The sequence below is a fragment of the Glycomyces xiaoerkulensis genome (genome assembly GCF_002798405.1).
Lineage (GTDB): Bacteria > Actinomycetota > Actinomycetes > Mycobacteriales > Micromonosporaceae > Glycomyces > Glycomyces xiaoerkulensis.
This window is the reverse complement of the sequence record NZ_PGGV01000032.1, coordinates 15,217-32,829: the sequence shown is the minus strand read 5'-3', so window position 1 is coordinate 32,829 and position 17,613 is coordinate 15,217. Positions and strand designations below refer to the sequence as shown.

General features: G+C 68.7%; 15 protein-coding genes. 2 read left to right on the top strand and 13 right to left on the bottom strand.

Features of this window, described 5'->3' with window-relative positions; genetic code table 11:
* Positions 1–47: 47 nt before the first annotated feature.
* Positions 48–3,092: an NACHT domain-containing protein gene (locus CUT39_RS13025; RefSeq protein WP_100447268.1), complete on the bottom strand. Its 3,045-nt coding sequence runs from the start codon at positions 3,090–3,092 to the stop codon at positions 48–50.
* A gap of 283 nt (positions 3,093–3,375) precedes the next feature.
* Here CUT39_RS13025 and CUT39_RS13020 point away from each other — a divergent pair.
* A protein-coding gene (locus CUT39_RS13020) for an IS3 family transposase (RefSeq protein WP_100447265.1) occupies positions 3,376–4,537 on the top strand; the annotation gives its coding sequence in 2 pieces (ribosomal slippage) (positions 3,376–3,635 and positions 3,634–4,537; 1,164 coding nt in all).
* A gap of 320 nt (positions 4,538–4,857) precedes the next feature.
* On the opposite strand, the gene CUT39_RS13015 is transcribed toward CUT39_RS13020, so the two are convergent.
* The gene (locus CUT39_RS13015; protein WP_100447263.1) at positions 4,858–5,397 is read right to left on the bottom strand and encodes an NUDIX domain-containing protein; all 540 of its coding nucleotides are present in this window, start codon (positions 5,395–5,397) and stop codon (positions 4,858–4,860) included.
* Positions 5,398–5,503: 106 nt separating this feature from the next.
* Here CUT39_RS13015 and CUT39_RS13010 point away from each other — a divergent pair, with 106 nt between their 5' ends.
* Positions 5,504–5,968: a hypothetical protein gene (locus CUT39_RS13010; protein ID WP_100447261.1), complete on the top strand. Its 465-nt coding sequence runs from the start codon at positions 5,504–5,506 to the stop codon at positions 5,966–5,968.
* A 177-nt stretch (positions 5,969–6,145) separates the two neighbouring features.
* Here the strand turns inward: CUT39_RS13010 and CUT39_RS13005 are convergent, their stop codons facing one another.
* From CUT39_RS13005 to fxlM, 11 genes are all read right to left on the bottom strand, one after another.
* Entirely contained in the window at positions 6,146–6,481 is a 336-nt protein-coding gene (locus CUT39_RS13005; protein ID WP_100447258.1) for a hypothetical protein, read from the bottom strand.
* Between the two features lie 113 nt (positions 6,482–6,594).
* Complete coding sequence (locus CUT39_RS20380; RefSeq protein WP_157930674.1) at positions 6,595–6,747, bottom strand: hypothetical protein; 153 nt, start codon at positions 6,745–6,747, stop codon at positions 6,595–6,597.
* The gene (locus CUT39_RS13000) at positions 6,744–7,364 is read right to left on the bottom strand and encodes a DUF4153 domain-containing protein (RefSeq protein WP_100447256.1); all 621 of its coding nucleotides are present in this window, start codon (positions 7,362–7,364) and stop codon (positions 6,744–6,746) included. Before CUT39_RS13000 ends, CUT39_RS20380 begins: the two co-directional genes overlap by 4 nt.
* Positions 7,365–7,547: 183 nt before the next feature.
* Positions 7,548–8,135 carry a GNAT family N-acetyltransferase gene (locus CUT39_RS12995; RefSeq protein ID WP_100447253.1) on the bottom strand — a complete coding sequence of 196 codons (588 nt, stop codon included), beginning with the start codon at positions 8,133–8,135 and terminating at the stop codon, positions 7,548–7,550.
* Positions 8,125–9,642 carry an APC family permease gene (locus tag CUT39_RS12990; protein ID WP_100447250.1) on the bottom strand — a complete coding sequence of 506 codons (1,518 nt, stop codon included), beginning with the start codon at positions 9,640–9,642 and terminating at the stop codon, positions 8,125–8,127. Before CUT39_RS12990 ends, CUT39_RS12995 begins: the two co-directional genes overlap by 11 nt.
* A gap of 62 nt (positions 9,643–9,704) precedes the next feature.
* The gene (locus tag CUT39_RS12985) at positions 9,705–10,406 is read right to left on the bottom strand and encodes a GOLPH3/VPS74 family protein (protein ID WP_100447248.1); all 702 of its coding nucleotides are present in this window, start codon (positions 10,404–10,406) and stop codon (positions 9,705–9,707) included.
* A gap of 114 nt (positions 10,407–10,520) precedes the next feature.
* The gene (locus tag CUT39_RS12980; protein ID WP_157930673.1) at positions 10,521–11,525 is read right to left on the bottom strand and encodes a thiopeptide-type bacteriocin biosynthesis protein; all 1,005 of its coding nucleotides are present in this window, start codon (positions 11,523–11,525) and stop codon (positions 10,521–10,523) included.
* Positions 11,507–12,715, bottom strand: coding sequence for a lanthionine synthetase C family protein (locus CUT39_RS12975; RefSeq protein ID WP_100447242.1), 1,209 nt, complete (start codon positions 12,713–12,715; stop codon positions 11,507–11,509). Before CUT39_RS12975 ends, CUT39_RS12980 begins: the two co-directional genes overlap by 19 nt.
* Positions 12,712–15,582: a lantibiotic dehydratase gene (locus tag CUT39_RS12970; RefSeq protein ID WP_100447240.1), complete on the bottom strand. Its 2,871-nt coding sequence runs from the start codon at positions 15,580–15,582 to the stop codon at positions 12,712–12,714. Before CUT39_RS12970 ends, CUT39_RS12975 begins: the two co-directional genes overlap by 4 nt.
* A 93-nt stretch (positions 15,583–15,675) precedes the next feature.
* The gene (locus CUT39_RS12965) at positions 15,676–15,861 is read right to left on the bottom strand and encodes an FxLD family lanthipeptide (RefSeq protein ID WP_100447238.1); all 186 of its coding nucleotides are present in this window, start codon (positions 15,859–15,861) and stop codon (positions 15,676–15,678) included.
* A gap of 53 nt (positions 15,862–15,914) precedes the next feature.
* Positions 15,915–17,192: a methyltransferase, FxLD system gene (gene fxlM, locus CUT39_RS12960; RefSeq protein WP_198587109.1), complete on the bottom strand. Its 1,278-nt coding sequence runs from the start codon at positions 17,190–17,192 to the stop codon at positions 15,915–15,917.
* Positions 17,193–17,613 lie beyond the last annotated feature (421 nt).

The window sequence follows — 17,613 nt, the reverse complement described above, 5'->3', positions numbered from 1 at the left end:
TTTCGTCACCTGTTCCACTGCGCGGGTGAGTATCAATCCGTATCCCGCTACTCGCGAGCGAGGACGAGGACTTCCAGAGGTGTATCGGCCCTGATCCGGTCTTCCACCTTCGTAAATCCAAACGCGGCCTTACGAAAGAGGTCCGCTGTGTCGGGATGCCCTCGGTCCAGGCATACGGCGGTCAGGAGGACGCCTGAGAGCCGTATTGCCTGCACCTCCTCCAAGGTCGGTGTTTCGGTGCGATCCAGAATCGGTGCGGCTCGGTCGCGCAGATGAGCCGCGACAAGCGCCAACCAGCTCGCGTCAAACGAATCGGGGTCGAGAGATTCACAAGCCATAGCGAGAAGTTGGGAGAGGTCGTCGATCTCCACCGAACTGGAGTAGAGGTTATCCAGGCCAGCCGCACCATACAGGGCCGCCGCAAAAAGCTCCCCGGAAGCGGGGCTCTTTCTCGAAGTTTCGTGAAGCCTGACGGCATCCCACTGCATATAGTCGGAATGAAGCTTCTCAATCAGGTTCGACAGGAATGATCCCAGGTGTCGACCTTCGATGAGCTGAGTGGCCGCGTTTGGGCCGAGGGAGTCCCCGAGCTTATTGGCGATTCCGATGATCTTCACGGTCTCATTGGCCTCGGTTAGCAGATCCAGCAGCTGCGCCTTATGGAGATAAGCACCGCCATTGCCGAGCGCGTCGGTCATACGAAACACGTCGCCGATCCTGGGCCTGAGTTCGTCGAACAGATGAGCGTGACCGGGGTTGTCCACGAAATGATCCATGCACGCCGACGCGATGAGAATGTCCGCCTTCAACCGCTCGATCAGCCCTTCGCGGCCCATGAAGTCCTGCGAGGAATCCGGCAAGATACGCGCTACGGTGAGCGCGTCCGTGAGCATCAGTTCCGCGCCGAGACGCTTGGCCGATAGATCGGTGACGTCGAGCTCCAGCCACCGCCTACCGTCGGGGAGATGCGGTGTCCATATGGTTTGTGACCGCTCGGCCGCCGATTCGGATCTGCTTGAAGAGTCCCGAGTCCATGCGAAATTCAATACTCCCTGGTGCCCGTCGCGGTCGAAGCTTCGGTTCTTGAGGGCTGCGAGCTCATCCCGGCTGGGGAGTCGGAATGTCGCCGCGTTCTCCTGTGCGGCAGCGACATTCACCCACTCGATGAATCGATTGGCTTCAGTGCGCCACATCCCGCTTGCCAATGCGTCCTGTTGAGGGTCGGGACTGTGGAACCCTTCGGGCAGTACCGTGCCGGTGTCCTTGCAGAAGAGCCAGTACAGGTCTTCGGAGATCGGATCGGGGCAGATGAGCGTGGTGTTGTCGAGCGCCACGAGTTTGCTGAGATGTCCGGCGGCCAACGCTCGCGCGATTCTGCGGCGGTGTTCGAGCTCGGCGTTCTCTCGAAAAGCGTCCTGGCGGATGTGGTCGAGGAGGTCGCGCAGACTTCGGTGGATCTGTCCGTGGTTGCGAAGACAGTCGAAGGCCAGTGACAATGAGACGCCGGTGTCGCGTTCGAGGCAGGCTTCGACGATTGCATTGGCATCCGAATCGGCGATGAACAGGAGCGTGGTCTCACGCCACCAAGCGTTGTCGACCTCGCGGATGAGCGTTGCGGTGAGATGATGCGTGCGGATGTGGGTGGAGGCGAGGTACTCGCCGATGGTCTGATGGGTGAAGGCGTATAGATCCCGCTCACGCTCGACGAGGAGTCCGCTTGACTCGACGATGCTCTCGAGGAGCAGGTCCGGTGTGATGTCGGTGTCGATCGAGTCCAATTGCCTTTGAAGGACTTCGAGAACCTGCTCGCGAGGGAAGTCGCGTGTCTCGGCGATCATCATCTCGTAGGCGAGAGCGGCCAGGATGCCCTGGCGGACGGCACCGCTAGGTTTCATCGTGAGCTTCTTGGATTCCGCACGGCGCCAGAGCATCACGTCGCAGAGTTGGTGGTACAGGTCGGCGCGTCCCTCCGGGAGCGCACGACGCTCGCGGTGGACCAGGACCATCATCGTGAGGAGGAGCGGATTGACCGCCAGCTCCTGGAGTACGGGCGCGGTGGCGAGCTGTCCGAGAAGGCCCGTGGCCTCCTCCTCGGCCCGGCGCTCGGTTTCGGGTCCTGCCGAGCGTATGGCGAGGCGTTCGGTTTCGAGGCACCATGCCCTCACGAAGCCATGGATCTGGTGGGTGGTAAAGGGTCGTACCTGAAGCACAACCGCTTGCGGAATCACCGCCGTCTGGTACCCGTGGGGGCGGGAAGTAATGACGAAGTCGTTTCCCGGGTGCTTGGCGATCTGCTGCTCGATCCATTCGGAGACGGCGAAACGGTCCTCCTTCCCGGCGACTTCGTCCAGTCCGTCGAGGAGAATCAGACAGTTGCCGTCGCGGAGTTGAGCCTCCCACCAACCGGATGGCTCCGCAACCATGAGACGGCCCACGTCTTCGCGGACCACGTCGGCGAGGGTGCTGCCGGGATCGTCCGAGATGGGTTTCGCGTGGTCACGAAGGGCGAGAAGAACTGGAACGCGCCGTTTTCGCTCGCGGCGCTTTGCACTAGCAGCCCGGCGCGCCGTGTAGCGAAGGAGCGTGGTCTTGCCGCTGCCAGGGGCTCCGATCACGGCGTAGACCGCCCCTTTCTTCGTGTCGAGAAGCTCCTGGATTGAGAAGCGCTCGAGGTGTTTCTCTCGGAGGAGGGGGATGATGCCGCTGGATTCGCCGGATGGGGAGTCTGGGGCGAGGCCGACATCAACGTAGATGGCGTCGAGTTCGGGGATGTGGCTCGGGGTATGGGCGAGGTCCCTCGCGTTGAAGCGGGCGTTCTGCTCCAAGATGTACCGGCGGTAGTGGCGGGCGTAGCGGGAAACGCTGCGGCCGAGAGCGAGGTCGGTGACGTTAGCGATCTGTTCGAGGCGCCGCCGGATCGTTTGATGGGCGACGGAAACGACCATGGCGCCGAGGCCAATGACGGCTTCGAAGAGGAAGAAGAGGATTGCTGCGAGCCAAGGTTGGGCGAGGTTCTGCTGGATCAGCAGCCAGGTGGCGGGCACCCCGGCCAGGCCCAATATCCAGGCGACGACTTTTCCTACAATCGACATCAGCCTACCCCATAACGCTCAGAGGGATTGCCGGGCAGAGGCCGGGGCGCGGACTTCGACCTCTGAAGGAGTCTAATGGAGTGGAGGTGCGCCCGCGGCGGGGATTGCCTATGCAGCACCATGAAGACTTCAGGGCGTAACGAAAGTCAGCTCGAGTTGATGTTTGTGCTGGCCAGCGCCGCAAACTGGAGCAACGGTTCCCTCGTTGAAGACGATGGATTAGGTCTGTCTGAGGTGTACCAATGATGTTGGACAGGGATCCTGATCTGAGAGGATTCTGTCCATGCCCGCGAAGCGCCGGAAGTTCAGCCCGCAGTACAAGGCCGAGGCTGTGCAGATGGTCGTCCAGAGTGGCCGTACGGTCGCCGAGGTCGCCCGTGACCTGGGGATCAACTCGACGACCCTGGGCAACTGGGTGAACAACTGGAAGACCGAACACCCCGAGACATCACCAGAGGAATCACCGGTGGACCGATCCCGCATCTGTGAGCTGGAGGCCGAAGTCGCACGGCTGCGCATGGAGAACGAGTTCCTGAAAAAGCCGCGGCCTTCTTCGCGAGGGAGCAGGGGTAGCCGAGCGCTGCGCCCTGATCGAAGCGGAGAAGGCCAACTACGCGATCAACTGGATGTGCGCGCTGCTGGGCGTGCCGCGCTCGACCTTCTACTACTGGCGGGGCCGGGCCGAGACCGCGACCGAAGCGCGGCGCCGCTACCTGGCTGTCGAGGTCAACCGGGTTTTCGAGGACTCCCGGAAGACCTACGGGTGCCGCCGGGTCACCGCGCAGCTGAACCGGGAGGGCATCGCCTGCTCAGTCGGGCTGGTCGCTGACCTGATGCGCGAGCTGGGACTGGAAGCGGTGCAGCCGCGGGCCTGGAAGAAGACCACGGTCCCCGGCGAGGTCGCCGAAGAGGTCGCCGACCACCTCGAGCGGGCGTTCACCGCTGAAGCGCCCGGACGGGTGACGGTCGGGGACATCACCTACCTCAAGACCGGTGAAGGCTGGCTCTACCTCGCGACCGTCATCGACCTGCAGACGCGCATGGTCATCGGCTGGCAGCTGGCCGACCACATGCGGACCAGCCTGGTTGTCGATGCCCTGGCCGCCGCGAAGGAGGCCGGCTACCTCGACGACGGTGCCGTGTTCCACTCCGATCGCGGCACCCAGTACACCTCGGCGGCCTTCGCCGCCTGGTGCCAAGTCAACGGCGTCGCCCGCTCGATGGGACGCACCGGCGTGTGCTGGGACAACGCCGCCGCCGAGTCGTTCTTCGCGAGCTTGAAGAACGAGTGCTACCACCAACGCAGTTTCGCAACCCGGGCCGAGGCCAGGCTTGCGGTCGCCGACTACATCGAAGTGTTCTACAACCGCAAGCGTCTACACTCGACCCTCGGCTACAAGACCCCCGCCGAGACCCTGGCCGAGTTCTACACTCAGGCCGCTTGAAACCCAACCGTGACCAGATCCGTGTCCAAAATCCTTGCTACAGCTCAAACCAGGGAGGGGGTATCTGGTTCCTTGCTCTGTCGCACTTTCGGGGGTAGCGGTCAGTGAGCGGCTCCGAGCAATATTCGCTGGCGCAGTAGCTCGAACCCGACCTGGCCCACATCTGTCTCATGAGCTGCTTGGTCTTGGTGTTGACACCCTCGGTTCGGGCGCTGTGGAACGGGAGGGATCGCCACGGTGGTGACGGCTGACTGGTCCTGGTCGAGGCCAAGGGTAAAAGCGTGCATGGGGACGCGCAGACTGAGAGACACCAAAGACGGCTACTCGGCGGGCTTGGTCCCGACCGGGTAGCCGTTCTCCATGTACAGGGTTGTACCGGAGACGATCGCGCCGAGCGCGGCTTCGATCCGTCGGGCGACGAGCGGCCGCATCCGCTCGTGGACTTCGGTGACCGTGCACCAAGACCAGGAGGCAAGTTCTGCCTGATCGAGGGCGATCCTGTCGGTCTGCTCGGTGGTCAGGCGGCCGCCATCGAAAACGAAGATGAGGCCCTCGGTGCGTCTTTCTCTACCCGAGCCGCTCGGGAGAACGTAATCAACAGCGACCAGGCGACTGGGCTTGACCACAAGCCCAAGCTCCTCTTTGATCTCGCGCACAGCGGTGTCCCATGGCGACTCGTCGCAATCACCGGCACCGCCCGGTGCCTCAGCGACCTCCTTGTAGACCGGCTGGCACAACAGCACACGGTCTTGGTCATCGGTGAAGACGACTGTCGCGGCGGTTCGCTTGGTCGGGATGGTCCTGGTGTGCTCAGCCGAGCCGATCGACTTGCCCTGCTCGAACTGGGGAGAATCAGTCACCGGCTGACGGTAGCAGCCACGCGCACAGAGCGCCGCAACACCATTCAGCCGATTAGGTCTACGAGTCGGCCTTGCGGCTATCGAACACCTGTATGATTATGAGCGCATGTCGCTTCAACCTGCTGACGATGTCACCACCACCTGCGGGTCGAGTCCGCCCGGCCCGACTGGCGATGCGTGGGTCGACCTGGCCGATACCGTGGCCTGGCGGCTCGCGCGCATCAGCGACGCTCTCGGCGAGGTCCGCACCAAGCAGGACTGGCGCCGGGCCGTCAGCGGCGATCTCGTCGCCGCCATACGACCGATGCTGGCCGACGTCGCCACGCCCGGTGCGGCCCTGCTGGTCCTGCCGGTAGCCGCCCTTGGGGAACTGGCCAGTCGCGCGGCCGAGGACCGGCCCATCTGGAGCGACCGGGACGCCCAGGATGCCGGGCGGGACTTGGCCGAGGTGGTCGAGACGGTGGCTGTGACCATTCTGCGGGCTGTGCGACGGCCTGGGGAGGTGCTCGGCCCTGAGGCGCCGTTGCTGGCCGATTACCAGCGGGTTCCCGGCACCGAACCCGACCGATGACCGGTCGTGGGCCGGGCCCCGGCTCGAAGGTATCGCCGCGCTCGACCGGGGCCGCCGGGTTCTCGACGGCGGTGGTCGAGGCCATCCGGCCGTAGCTGTTGTCTGGTTTTCCAGGGGCGGCTCGGGGTTGCGGACCTGCGGGCCGACCGGGGGCGGTGCCGGTGCCGGGGTGTTCGGTCATGGTTCGTGCGCTGCCTCGGGCGGGCGCGGGTCGGCCACGAGGTCGCCCCAGGTGTCGAAGTCGTCGTGTTCGTCGTCTTCGGCGAGGTCATCGGGTCCGGGCCGGCCTGGCGGGCCGGCGTCCCAGACCAGGTACGGGGGTCCGTGGTGGCCTTGGGGCCAGTACCGCGCGATGCTGTGGCAGTCGCCTTCCCGGTATCCGGGTGGAAAGAGCCCCAGGCGCATGGCGTAGTCGGCCAGCCCGAAGGTGTCCAGGCGGCTGCTCTGGGCGTGGAGGTCGGCCAGGAGGCTCGGGTCGGTGGTGACCAGGTAGTCGTCGAGTTCCTCGCTCACGTCAGGCTCCTGCCTTCGGGCTGCGGGGCCGACGAGTTCGGCCGGTCGGCCGGGCTGGCGACCAGGTGCGGGTGGTCCGGGTGCGGTTCGGTGCGGTGCCTGCCGGTGGGGGGTCATGGGCCTCCTACCGCCAGGAGCATCAGCGCGGTCCCGATCAGCGCCGCGACGGTGGCGATGCGGATGATCTCGAGCCACCACGGCCGACCGAGGCGGCCTTCGAGTCGGCCGCGGACGCGGTACAGCTCGGTCGTGATACGGCTGGTCATCCGATCACCCCGGCCTGTTCCAGGGCGAGGGTGAGGACGGCCAGCGGGCCGTAGACCAGGCCACCGCGAGCGAGTTGCTCGCCTTTGGACCGGCCGCGTACGGCCCACAAGTATCCGGCCAGGAGGTAGGCCGCTACCGCCACCGTGAACAGGATCACCGGCAGCCGCGCGGCGACCGCGTGCGCCGCGCCGTCCAGGCCCGAGGCGGCCTCGCTGGTCCTCGCACCGGCCCAGGCGAGGGCCCGGCCGATGAGGATGGGGAGGAAGTAGAGCGCATAGGCGAGTGCGGTGAGGGCGGCCGCGCCGATCAGGCCCCATTTCCGGATTCGTTTCGAGGCTCGTTCGTCGTGGTCCTTGCGCATCTGCGGGAACAGCTTCACGGCGGCCAGGTAGAGCAGATAGGGGCCGCAAGCGATCACGGCCGCCCACAGCAGCACCGTTTGCAGTCCATGGCCGGCCAACGTGAGTATCGCGCTGGCGTCGACCCTGATGCCGGTATCGGCGCTGTCGACGAGCGCGGCGAATACGAACAGGCCCACCAGTGCGGCGATGATGGTGCGCAGTTTGCCCTTCGTCCCCCGATGCCGCTGGGATCTGGTGCGGATTCTGGTGCTCATCGAGTCGGCTCCGGTGCGGCATGGCTGGGGCCGGAGGGGGCTACGGTTTTGGCTCGTGGTGGGTCGGGGTCGGTCGTCGGGGTGGGTGTGGTCATCGAGCGTGCTTTCTCGGTACAGAACTTTCAGGATCGGGGGCGGTCCCGGCCCCGTGTGGGCCGGGACCGCCGTGGGTCGGGCGTGCCCTCAGTGCCGGTTCGGTTCGCGCCACATCGGGTACAGGGGCGGGCCGCCGGGCCCGATGGGGTAGGGGCGCCCGTGCGGTCGGTAGCCGAGCCGCCGGTACAGCCGCATGGTCGCTACTGAGACCGCCTCCAGGTAGGCCGGCACGGCGGCCCGGTCGAGTCGCCGGTGGATCGGGTCGAGCAGGGCGGTGGCGATCCCCTGGCCGCGTCGGTCCGGCCGCACACCGATCAGGGCGATGTAGTGGTGCGGCTCGCTCGGGTGATGGGCGTCCATGGCCGCATCGAGGTCGAGGAACCGGTCGGTGTAGGCCCCGCAGGCCGCGGCCAGCCGGGCCCGGTAGTCGCTGATCGGGGGGACCGGGCCGGTGTAGTCGAACCACACCAGCGCTCCGTCCGGGGCCTCGCCCGCGCCGGCGGTGGCCAGACCGCCGCAGGCTCGGGCGTGCTCGATCAGCAGCTCGAACTGCCCGGCCACGGCCCGGCCACGGGCGGCCGGGTCGGGCACCAGCCATCGGGCGGTCGGCAGTTCATCGAAGGCGGCGGCCAGGAGCCCGGCCGCGGCGCGGTCAGCCCGTGCCTTATCGGGCATCGGTCGCCCCCACGGGAGCCGAGGCGGGTGCGGTGGTCTGGGCCAGGGCGGCCTTGGCGCCGTGCCCGATACCGCTGTACACCTCGGGCCGGGCGTGCTTGAGGTACAGGCCCCAGGCCAGGCCGAGGAGGGCCAGCGCGAGGATCGCGGCTTGGACCAGGCGCGGCAAGAGCGCCTCGTCGGCGACGCCGAGCAGGGTGTGGAAGTGGACCGTGCTCAGATACCAGACGCCGCTCAGGGCGGCCACGGCTCCGGCCGGGGCGAGGCGGGCGGTCCAGGCCGACTCGCCGCGGCGGTCGCGCCAGAAAAAGACCGCGACCGCGACCGCGCAGACCGTGACCAGGGTGATCAGCGCCAGGCCCGCCGAGGTGCCCATGTAATAGAACAGGTGGACCAACGGATCGAGGCCGGTCACGGCCCACAGGGCGATCACGGCCAGGGCGAGGACGCTTTGGGTCAGCGAGGCCGCGGCCGGGGCAAGCGTGCGCGGGGAGGTGCGTCCCAGCCAGGCCGGCAGCACTTGCTCGCGGCCGAGCGCGAACAGGTACCGGCTGGTGGTGTTGTGGAATGACAGCGCGGCGGCGGTGATGGAGGTGAACAACAGCACCTGCCCGACTGCGGCCCATGTCTGGCCGAGCTGCTGCCCGGCGAGGGTGAACATGATGTCCGGATCGGCGGTCGCTAGGCCGATGATCCGCTCGTCCCCGGCGGCGACCGGCATCGACCAGGAGGCCAGGACGTAGATCAGGGCCAGGATGAGGATGGTCAGGCCGGTCGCTCTCGGGACGGTGCGGCGGGGGTTGCGGGCCTCTTCGGCGTAGACCGTGGGCGATTCGAATCCGATGTAGCCGACGTAGGCGAGCGCGAGTACGGCCCCGGCCGCGGTGCCGGGGCCGATCAGCCGGGTCGGATCGAGCGCGGCGAACGAGACCGACCCGCCGACCGGGTGCAGGAAGTTCGAGCCGGTGAAGACCAGCACGATGGCGATCTCGACGACCAGCAGGACCGCCAGGACACCGGCGTTGAGGCCGACTGCGTGGGTGCCCAGCAGTGCGATCAGCGCCCAGGCGGCCAGGGCCGCGGCCCACCAGGGCACCGCGAGGCTGAAGAACCGGTCGAGCAGACTCGCCGCCTGCAGGCCCAGCAGCCCGTACAGCGAGATCTGGAGGGCACTGTAGGCGGTCGCGGCGATCCAGGCCGCCCCGACCCCCGGCAGGCGGCCCAGCCCGCGGGCGACAAAGGCGTACATCGCCCCGGCGTTGGTGATGTGCCGGGCCATGGCGATATAGCCGACTGCGAACAGTCCCAAGACCAGGGCCATGGCCAGGTAAGCGACGGCGATGCCGATCTGCCCGGCCAGGGCGTACATGACCGGGACGCCCCCGGCGATGACCGTCAACGGCGTGGCCGCGGTCAACGAAAAGTGCAGTACCCGGCGGGTGCCGAGCCGGCCCTGGGCCAACCGGTCACCGACCGTGCTCGACTCACGCGAAGCAGGGGTGGACATGATGCAGGAACTCCTTCTCTCTGTTGCGATGTGATGGGGACCGGAAGTGGATTGGTGGGCGGTTAGAACGTCCGGGCCGTGGCCGCCGAACTGACCGCATCGCCCAGATGGGCGAGCAGGGCCCGGAGTTGGCGCGGCAGGTGCCGCTGCGCCTCGACCGCGCGCTTGCGGGCCTGGCCGGTGCGGTGGCAGAACAGGTGTCGATGCAGCCCCACCGCCTCGGTCAACCCCAGCAGGAACACGTCGGTGACCGGCAGCGATGCCTCCCGGCCGTCGAGCCAGCGCCGCAACCGGTGGAACGGTGCGGCTGCGACGAGCGGCTCGACCGGCCAGTACGCCGTCTCGGTGCGGCGGCGCCACCGGCCGCGGGTGGCCAGTTCGTGCCGTTCCATCAGCCCGGCGGAGACCATGTGATCGGCGGCCTTCACAAAGACGCCGTCGACGGTTAGGAAATCGAGCCAGGCCCGCACCGGCAGCGGCTGCGGTTCGGCACGGATCTGCTCCCACAGGCCGCGCCTGAGTACATCGGACGGCCGCGCTCGCGGGTCCAGATTCACCATCACCAGATGGCCCTGGTCGTCCCCGGATGCGACCACGGCGATGCGTCCCGAGGGGATCAGCTCGGCCAGTAGCGCGGCGCCGATGCCCAGCCCCGCCGCATAGTCGGCCACCGGCGGTTTCCAAATATCGCCATAGCCGGCCAGCCATACGGCGTCATAGACCAGCCGAGCAGGGCCACCGGAGACAGGAGGTTTGAGTTCCATAGCGCTTTCTTCAGTCGTGGGGATCGATTCCAGCGGGCCCGCGGACCGTGGCGCTGGCGGACACCGGCAACCACACAGCCCCAGGGATTGCGGATGCGCTCGTCGCAGGCGGTCTCATGTGAGGATCGCCGCTTTCGCCGCATGGGCAATGAGTGCCTGCTGTTCGGCGCTGAGCCCGATCCGGTTCCAGTGGAAGATGATGTGGTAGGCCAGGACGGACCGGAGTCCGCGCTGGAGAGCGCCGGTATCGGCGAGCGTTCTAAGCTGCTTCCCGGCTTCGGCAAAAGCCTGGGCCCAGCCCTCGTATCGACGAAGCGGGCTGTGGTCGGCGAAGAGCTCGATGTGCGGCCCGGTGCCGATGCCCAGGAGCGACTTGATGTCCGTCGCGATCGCTGCAAGCCGGTCTGGTGGAGGCGAGACAGGCGGAGGGCGGAAGTCCGCGATGCGGTGCCAGAGGTCGCCGATTTCGAGCCACTCCAGTCCTGCGGAGTGGACGAGCCTGGTGCACAGCAGGAGCGAGGTTTCGCGGACGCCCAGCGGGGGGTCGGTACTGACCAGATAGTCGAGGGCGCATCGGCTGTCGGCGCTGAAGAGTCGGTGGGCGATGTGCATGCCGCTGTGGCCGCCGAAGGCGAACGTCTCGGGTTCGTAGATGGTGGGCTGCCATGAAGCGATCGCGCCGTTGCCGGTCAAGCCGGATCCGATCAGGTCGAGCCGGGCGGCGAGTTCGGACCGGTGCTGTGGGGTGGTGGCCTGAATCCGGAGGCGCCAACGGGGGTGCTTGCGGATGAACCACCAGCGCAAGGCGAGCCCGGCCCCGCACAGGTCGTCGAGTTTCGGGGCCAGGTCGTCGGCGGCGTTCTGGTGGGCCTGGGTCCAGTCGGCGAAGGCGATGTGGGTTTGCAGCCAGGTCTCTGTGGCGGCGGTGTCGACGGCGGCGCGTCCGGCTTCGTGGTAGGTCTGGGCCGCATCGAGCAGGGTTGTGGTCGCAAGGCCGTAGTCGGCCGCGATCTGGTCCGGGTCGGCGCCGTGGTCGATCTGGGCGATGGCCTCGACCAGGCGCTTGGTCGACTGCGCGGGGGCTGCGTGGCGTCCGGTTCTCAGTTCAGGAGTAGGCATTGGTCCCATCCAGTGGTCGAGGCGGCATCGGTGGCGAGCAGGTTCGCGACCAGGGCGATGCCTGCGGCCCCGCCGAGGAGGCTCTGGTCGGCGGTGGCTTGCGTCGCTGCGGCGGCGAAGGGGGCGGTGGCCGTGGGAAGGAGCCGTGCCAGGTCGGGGTCGGCGGTGTCGCGGGTGGCGTGCCAGGCGGTGAGGCAGGTTCCGGCCCAGCCGTGGCACAAGCCGGGCTCGGCGAGCTGGTCGCGGTGGGTCGGGTGGATGAGGCTGACGGCGAGGGCGTCTTCGGCGACGTGCTGCAACGTGGTGTCGCCGGTGGCAATGGCGGCCAATTGGATGGCTCTGGCGATGCCGGGTGTGCCGTAGCACCATGAGGGTCGAGGCGGATGGCCGTGGGGGTGGCCGGTGGCGGCGATCCATTGGGGCCACCAGGTCCCGGCCGGGCCGGCCTGGGCGATGCTCCGCAGGTGCTCGGTGATCGTGGCGATGGCGTCGAGTTGGCCTTCGACCGTGTGCCCAGCGTTGTGAGCGATGGACAGGAGGGCGAGCGGGCCGCTGATGCCGTGGGCGAGACCGAAGTTGGCGTGGCCGCCGGGTGTGGGGAGCTGCGGGTCGGGGTCGTGGTCGACCCACCAGCCCGGGCGACGATCGGAACCGTGCCCGATGGGGTCGGTCAGCGCCACGAGGTGTTCCAGGATCCGGCCGAGCGCGGCCCCGTCGGGGCGAGCGCGCAAGAGCAGGCGTCCGAGGCCGGTCAGGCCGCTGATGAGGTCGTACTCGCCGAAGTGCGCGGGTCGGCCGGCCCGGAGTCGGTCCTGGGTGGCGTCGAGGCGTTGGTGGACGGCTCGAACGACCAGATCGAGAAGGCGGTCCCGGTGGTGGGCGTAGCGGCCGGGAAGGGTTCGCTCGGCGATATCGAGGACGAACGCCAATTCCGGAGCTCCGACGTAGAGTCCGGCGCGAGTGCTGGCGCTGACCGGTTCGCTCGCGGCGGCCCGGATCCAGGCGTGCGCCCGGGCCGGGTCGCCCGCGCCGGTCGCGGCGCGCTCCAGATGCAGCAGGGCGATGCCGGCGGCACCTTGGCCGAGCGATTGGGCCCTGCCCGCCGTGACCTCGCCGTCCGGGTATCCCTGATCATCGGCGAGGGACTCGACGAGGCCGTTGAGGATCGGATCGTGGACGGCGGCGGTCATGGCCGTACTCCGGTGTGGAGGTTTCGGGCCGCGACGGCGCGGATGATCCGGTTCATGGCACGCTCCCGCTCGGAGTCGACGCCGAGGCGGCGAACGATCAGGTCGTGGATCAAGGAGCGCAGGACCCGCTGGGCGTCCCAGGTCGGGCTGAGTGAGTGGTGGTAGTCGGCGAGCGCCTCCCGGCGGGCGGTCCATGCCTCGGCGATCGAGCGGCCGCTGCCATGTCGGTCGGTGATTTCGAAGGCGGCCTCGCGTATCTGCCGGTCGGTGTGGACCTCCTCATGCGGGAGCACTGTGGTCACCCAGCGCCAGCCGGTCTCCTTGTCAGGGGCGAGCGCGGCGGCCAAGTCGACCGCCGATGCGACGGCGAGTGCCTGGATCGAGGCGGTGTCGGCTGCGGTCAGTTCCGCCAGCGCGGCGGCGCTGTCGGCGGTGAACACCCGCTCTGCGGCGGCGGCCTCGTCGCCCCAGCGGCCGGGGTGGTGCCGGTAGCCGGTCAGGTGGTATTCGGCGATCAGGGCCTGGCCGTGCAGCCGCGACGCCCAGTCCCGCAGGGCGGCGGTGACGTCGCGGGCGGCGGCCTCGTCGACTGCACGCAGACGCAATTGAAGGCGGTGGTCGCCGTCCGGGCGGGCCTGGTCGTGGAAGCGGGTGTACCACCGGGTCTCGGTCCATGGCGCGGCGGCGTGGAACAGTTCGGACAGGTGGCCGGTCAGGATCTGGTCGAACCGACGCGGATGGGCCCACAGGGTGGCGCCGACCAGCCGCCCGGCCGGGAGTTCGAGGTCGGCGGCCGGGACCGGAGTGCGAACCGGTGCAGGCGGCGACTCGACCGCGCGCAAGGCTACGGCGACCTCGCAGGCCCGCCCGGCCCAGCCGGGTCGGGACTCGTGTTCGGCGACTTCGAGCTTGCCGGCACTGGCGAGTCGGGTGCGCAGCAGGTGGCGGTCGAGCCGGTCGCGCAGGTCCAGCGGGAGGCGGGAGTCGCCGGTGGCGATTTCGACCGAGTCGGGCATCCACCATCGGTCCCGCCACTCATCGAAAGCGCCGTCCCATTCGGAGGCCGGGGCCTTGGGGCCGGGGAGGTTCGCGGCGTCCAGGAGCCAGCGCGCCGGTGCCAGGACCGTGCGGCCGGCGCGGAGCCGGGGCAGGTAGGGCAGGGTGCGGGCGATGCCCAGGTCGACCGGCCCCCACCAGGTCCGACCGGCCCCGGAGACTTCGGCGAGAAAACGCGCCAACGGCGGGGTGTGGACGGTCGCGTCGAGCGCGTGCAGCGCATGTGCCTCCACGACTTCGCCGCTGGTGGTGCGGATGAGGTGGAGCTGGGTCGGGTCGGCGGTGACGGCGAGTTGGTCGAGCCCGATCAGGTCGGTTTCTTCGGCGGGCGGGTGCTCGCCGAGCACGATCAGGTGCGGCAGGAGGGGCGGGACGGCGGCGACGTTGCCGTTGCGGGCCCGGCGGGGCGGAAAGGACAACTGTGCGACGGCACGACCCGGCGCGGTGAACGAAGCGGCGAGACGATCGGCCTCGGCCGGGCCCAGCAACGGCGCGAAACGGCCGGCCAGCGACGACTCCGGGCGCGGGATGCCGGTCAGCCACAGCCTGAACCGCCCGCGATCGAGCGCCTCGGGTGCCGCTGCGTCGAGCCGGAACATCAGCTCGACCCGGGGCGGCGGCACCCGGTCGGTGCCGTCGCCGACTTGGAGGCGCTGGACGACCGGTTCGGTGAGGGCGATCTCGTCAGCGCCGTCGGCCTGGGCGGCCTGGATCAGTTCGATCGCCGTCGCGTCCCGGTCGGTCAACGGGCGCGGCCCTTTGGGGCAAGCGGCACCGAGGTAGCCGGTGGGGTAACCGAGTCCAGCGTCGCTGACCAGGTCGCGGACCGGCACCATCACGCCCGGGCCGTAGCGTTCCAAGAATCGCTGGAGATAGTCCCGCCACGGCGGCGTGCCGTACGGGTGGGCCGAGAGCCGCAGCAGTGTCTCGGCGGCGGACTCGGCCTCGGCGACCACGGACGTGGGCAGGCAGAACTCGGCGTCGAGGCCCAGATGTACCGCCCTGTCCCCTGTCGGTACTTCGCCGTCGGCGGTCGTGGCCGATGCGGTGGCGCCGAGTGCGGTCATGGCTGGTCGGGCACTACTGACCAACGCCCCGGCCTGGACCATCTGGGCCAGCAGCGTCCGACACCGGCTCGGAGCCGTGCCGGGGAACCGGTCATGGAGCAGAGCGGCCAGGTCGTCGAAGCCGATCGGCTCGGCCGCCAGCGCCATAGCCGCCCGCACCGGCGCTGAGGCGCGCACCGACGCCTCAGCGACCAGACCGCTGGCGGCCTGTGCCTCACTCATCGGGGAGGGGACCGCGAGGCGATTGCCCCGCATCTGAGCGAAGTCGTTCGCGCGCAGCGTGAGTCTCGTAAGTGTCTCCAGGTCGGCCTCGCGCTCGGCCGCACGGGCGTGGAGTTCGGCGGCATCGGGGCGCCGGTAGGGGGCGTGGTCGGTGCCGAAGCGGGCCTTCGTCTGGTCCCCGATGCGGACTGGCGCGACTCCAGCGAACAGCCCGAAAGGTGTGGGTCGCCGCTCCCAGCGGGCCAGATAGGCATAGACCGATCCCAACAGGCTCCGAATGCGCTTGGGCCGTTGCGGGGTGCCGTCGAGGACTTCCTCGATGCGCCTGGCCAGGTCCGGGGAGGCGACGGCCAGGGCCTGGCGGATGTCGTCTCGGTCCCACAGTTGCCGCAGCCAGCGGAGGCCGGCGCGAGCGAGGATGGCGTCGTGGTCGGCGAAGTCGAAGGCCGGGCGCGGCCAAGGCCGGTCCAGCGTGGAGGTACGAGCGTAGGCGAAGCCGCTGAAGGTGTAGCTACCGGACATGACGGGTCTCCTGGTAGGCGAGCCGAAACGGACTGGATGACGGGGGCCGCCGCCGGGCCCGCCCCGTGCGATTGGGGCGGGCCCTACCGGGGGTTAGACCGGATTGTTGGTGAACGAGGCGCAGGCGCTGCCCTGGCAGGTGTTGCCGCACCCGTCGTCGGTGTCGCAGCGCAGTTGCGCGATCGGCTCGTGGCTCTCGACGATGCGCAGGTCCAGCGCGAAGTCGTCGTCTTCGATCACTGCGTTCGATGTTTCGGGTTCGGCCAGAGGCGTGAGCATGCTGGCGCTCCTTCCTTCAGGGATTCGGCCGAGCTTTCCGGCTCGGCCGCGGGTCAGGTCCGCTCCGTCCAGGAGAGGACGATCCTCCGGTGGCGCTTGTCCACGACGAAGCCCGCCGGAAGCTCTTCGGTCTCGCGGGGCCAGATGCTGACTGCCGGGATCTCACGGTCGGGACGCAGGTCGTCCCAGGCTCGGATTTGGTCGGCCATCCGGGTGGCCGCCTGATCGGCAGTACCGCCGTAGGCGGCGGCGCCGAACTCGAACCGGCCGTCCTCGCACTTTCGCGCCAGCAGATAGGCGAAAGCGTCGCCGTCGACATGGGCGGGCCGGAATTGCCGCTCCCCCTCGCCGGCCAGGCCCGCCTCGGCGGCGGCCCCCGGCGCTGCCGCAAGCAGGCAGAAGTGCGGCAATACGGCGGCCAGGTACCACTCCAGCGAGGCGAACGACTCCCCGGCAGCCGTAGTCACTCCCGTCCACACGACCTGGCGTTGGGCGGCAATGGCCCCGTCCAGCGGTCGCATATCGGCCGGCGCGTTCGCATCGTCGAATCGCAGGCCGAGGTCCTTACCGCGCAGCAGGAACAGCCGCTCCTCATGGCCGAGGACCCCTTGCAACTGCACGAACCCGCAGACCTCGGACGAGACGGCCTCCAGGTGTGCGCCGACAAGTTCGAGCGCGAGCGAGCGGGTGATCCCCCGCATCCGCAGCGGCACGACCAACCGGCCGCCTGGAGCGAGCCGATCGGTCCAGACCGGTGGCAGGTCCCAAGCGCCGACGGTCACGATGACCCGATCCCAATCACCATCGCCGGGCAGCGACTCCGAGGCGTCGGCACAGGCCACCTCGACCTGCGCATAGCCGGTAGCCCCGAGTAGCTCGGCCGCCCGAGACGTCACATCGCGGTCGATATCGACGGTCGTCACCTGCCCAGAGGGACCGACCAGCTCGGCGATCAGCGCCGCGTTGAACCCGCCCGAGCCGATCTCGAGCACCCGCATCCCCGGCTCGATCACGGCCTGCTCGAGCATGAACGCCTGAACCTCCGGCGCTGACACCGACGACACCGCCACGCCGTGCGCATCGCGCTTGGTGACCACCGCCTCCCGCGCCGCGTAGACCTCCTCCAGCGGCGCGCCGGGAGCGAACCGATAGCGCGGCACGGCCCTGAACGCTGCCTCCACCGGCGCCGACCGCAAGGCGCCCAGCTCGCGAAGCTCGGCGAGCATCGCCTCCAGCAGCCCCGATGCCTCGGCGCCGTCGCTGTGCGCGCCCGCTGCTGTCGAATCGGTCTCGGTGCTCGACATGTATGCCTCCTCAATCGCGATGTTCATCGGCTGATCCAATCCGTGTCAGGACCGAAAACCTGCTCCCAACCCTGATGCGCGTTCGGTTGTCCGTCGTTGTCCTGGAGGGGAGGTAGCCCGGCCGGCCTGGCGGGGACCAACCGACCGGGCCCGCCGGCAGGAATGAACCGGCGTCCCTCCACCCGCACCGATCCCTAGGTCCCCGATCGGGTGGAGCCCGGCCCGACCCCGTCTCACCTCGACAACGGAGCCGGGAGCCTGCTGGAGTCGCCGAGGGCCGCGAGCGAATCGGCAGATCGCATCCCCGAGCTCTTTCCCCACCTTCCCGGCGGATCTGGCGACCGCCGGGAACCGGCGCGCACCGATCTGCGTGCGAAGAATCTGCTGCATCTCGGCGACCACTTCTTGGTTGCGGCACGGTTCGGGGTCATCTGAGGTCTGAGAACGG

Excerpts from the sequence above, each read along its gene's own strand:
- fxlM (WP_198587109.1), bottom strand. The coding sequence starts at position 17,192 with ATGAACATCGCGATTGAGGAGGCATACATGTCGAGCACCGAGACCGAT.
- CUT39_RS13000 (WP_100447256.1), bottom strand. The coding sequence starts at position 7,364 with ATGAGCACCAGAATCCGCACCAGATCCCAGCGGCATCGGGGGACGAAG.
- CUT39_RS13025 (WP_100447268.1), bottom strand. The coding sequence starts at position 3,092 with ATGTCGATTGTAGGAAAAGTCGTCGCCTGGATATTGGGCCTGGCCGGG.
- CUT39_RS13010 (WP_100447261.1), top strand. The coding sequence starts at position 5,504 with ATGTCGCTTCAACCTGCTGACGATGTCACCACCACCTGCGGGTCGAGT.
- CUT39_RS12990 (WP_100447250.1), bottom strand. The coding sequence starts at position 9,642 with ATGTCCACCCCTGCTTCGCGTGAGTCGAGCACGGTCGGTGACCGGTTG.
- CUT39_RS12975 (WP_100447242.1), bottom strand. The coding sequence starts at position 12,715 with ATGACCGCCGCCGTCCACGATCCGATCCTCAACGGCCTCGTCGAGTCC.
- CUT39_RS12970 (WP_100447240.1), bottom strand. The coding sequence starts at position 15,582 with ATGTCCGGTAGCTACACCTTCAGCGGCTTCGCCTACGCTCGTACCTCC.
- CUT39_RS12980 (WP_157930673.1), bottom strand. The coding sequence starts at position 11,525 with ATGCCTACTCCTGAACTGAGAACCGGACGCCACGCAGCCCCCGCGCAG.
- CUT39_RS12965 (WP_100447238.1), bottom strand. The coding sequence starts at position 15,861 with ATGCTCACGCCTCTGGCCGAACCCGAAACATCGAACGCAGTGATCGAA.
- CUT39_RS20380 (WP_157930674.1), bottom strand. The coding sequence starts at position 6,747 with ATGACCAGCCGTATCACGACCGAGCTGTACCGCGTCCGCGGCCGACTC.
- CUT39_RS12995 (WP_100447253.1), bottom strand. The coding sequence starts at position 8,135 with ATGCCCGATAAGGCACGGGCTGACCGCGCCGCGGCCGGGCTCCTGGCC.
- CUT39_RS12985 (WP_100447248.1), bottom strand. The coding sequence starts at position 10,406 with ATGGAACTCAAACCTCCTGTCTCCGGTGGCCCTGCTCGGCTGGTCTAT.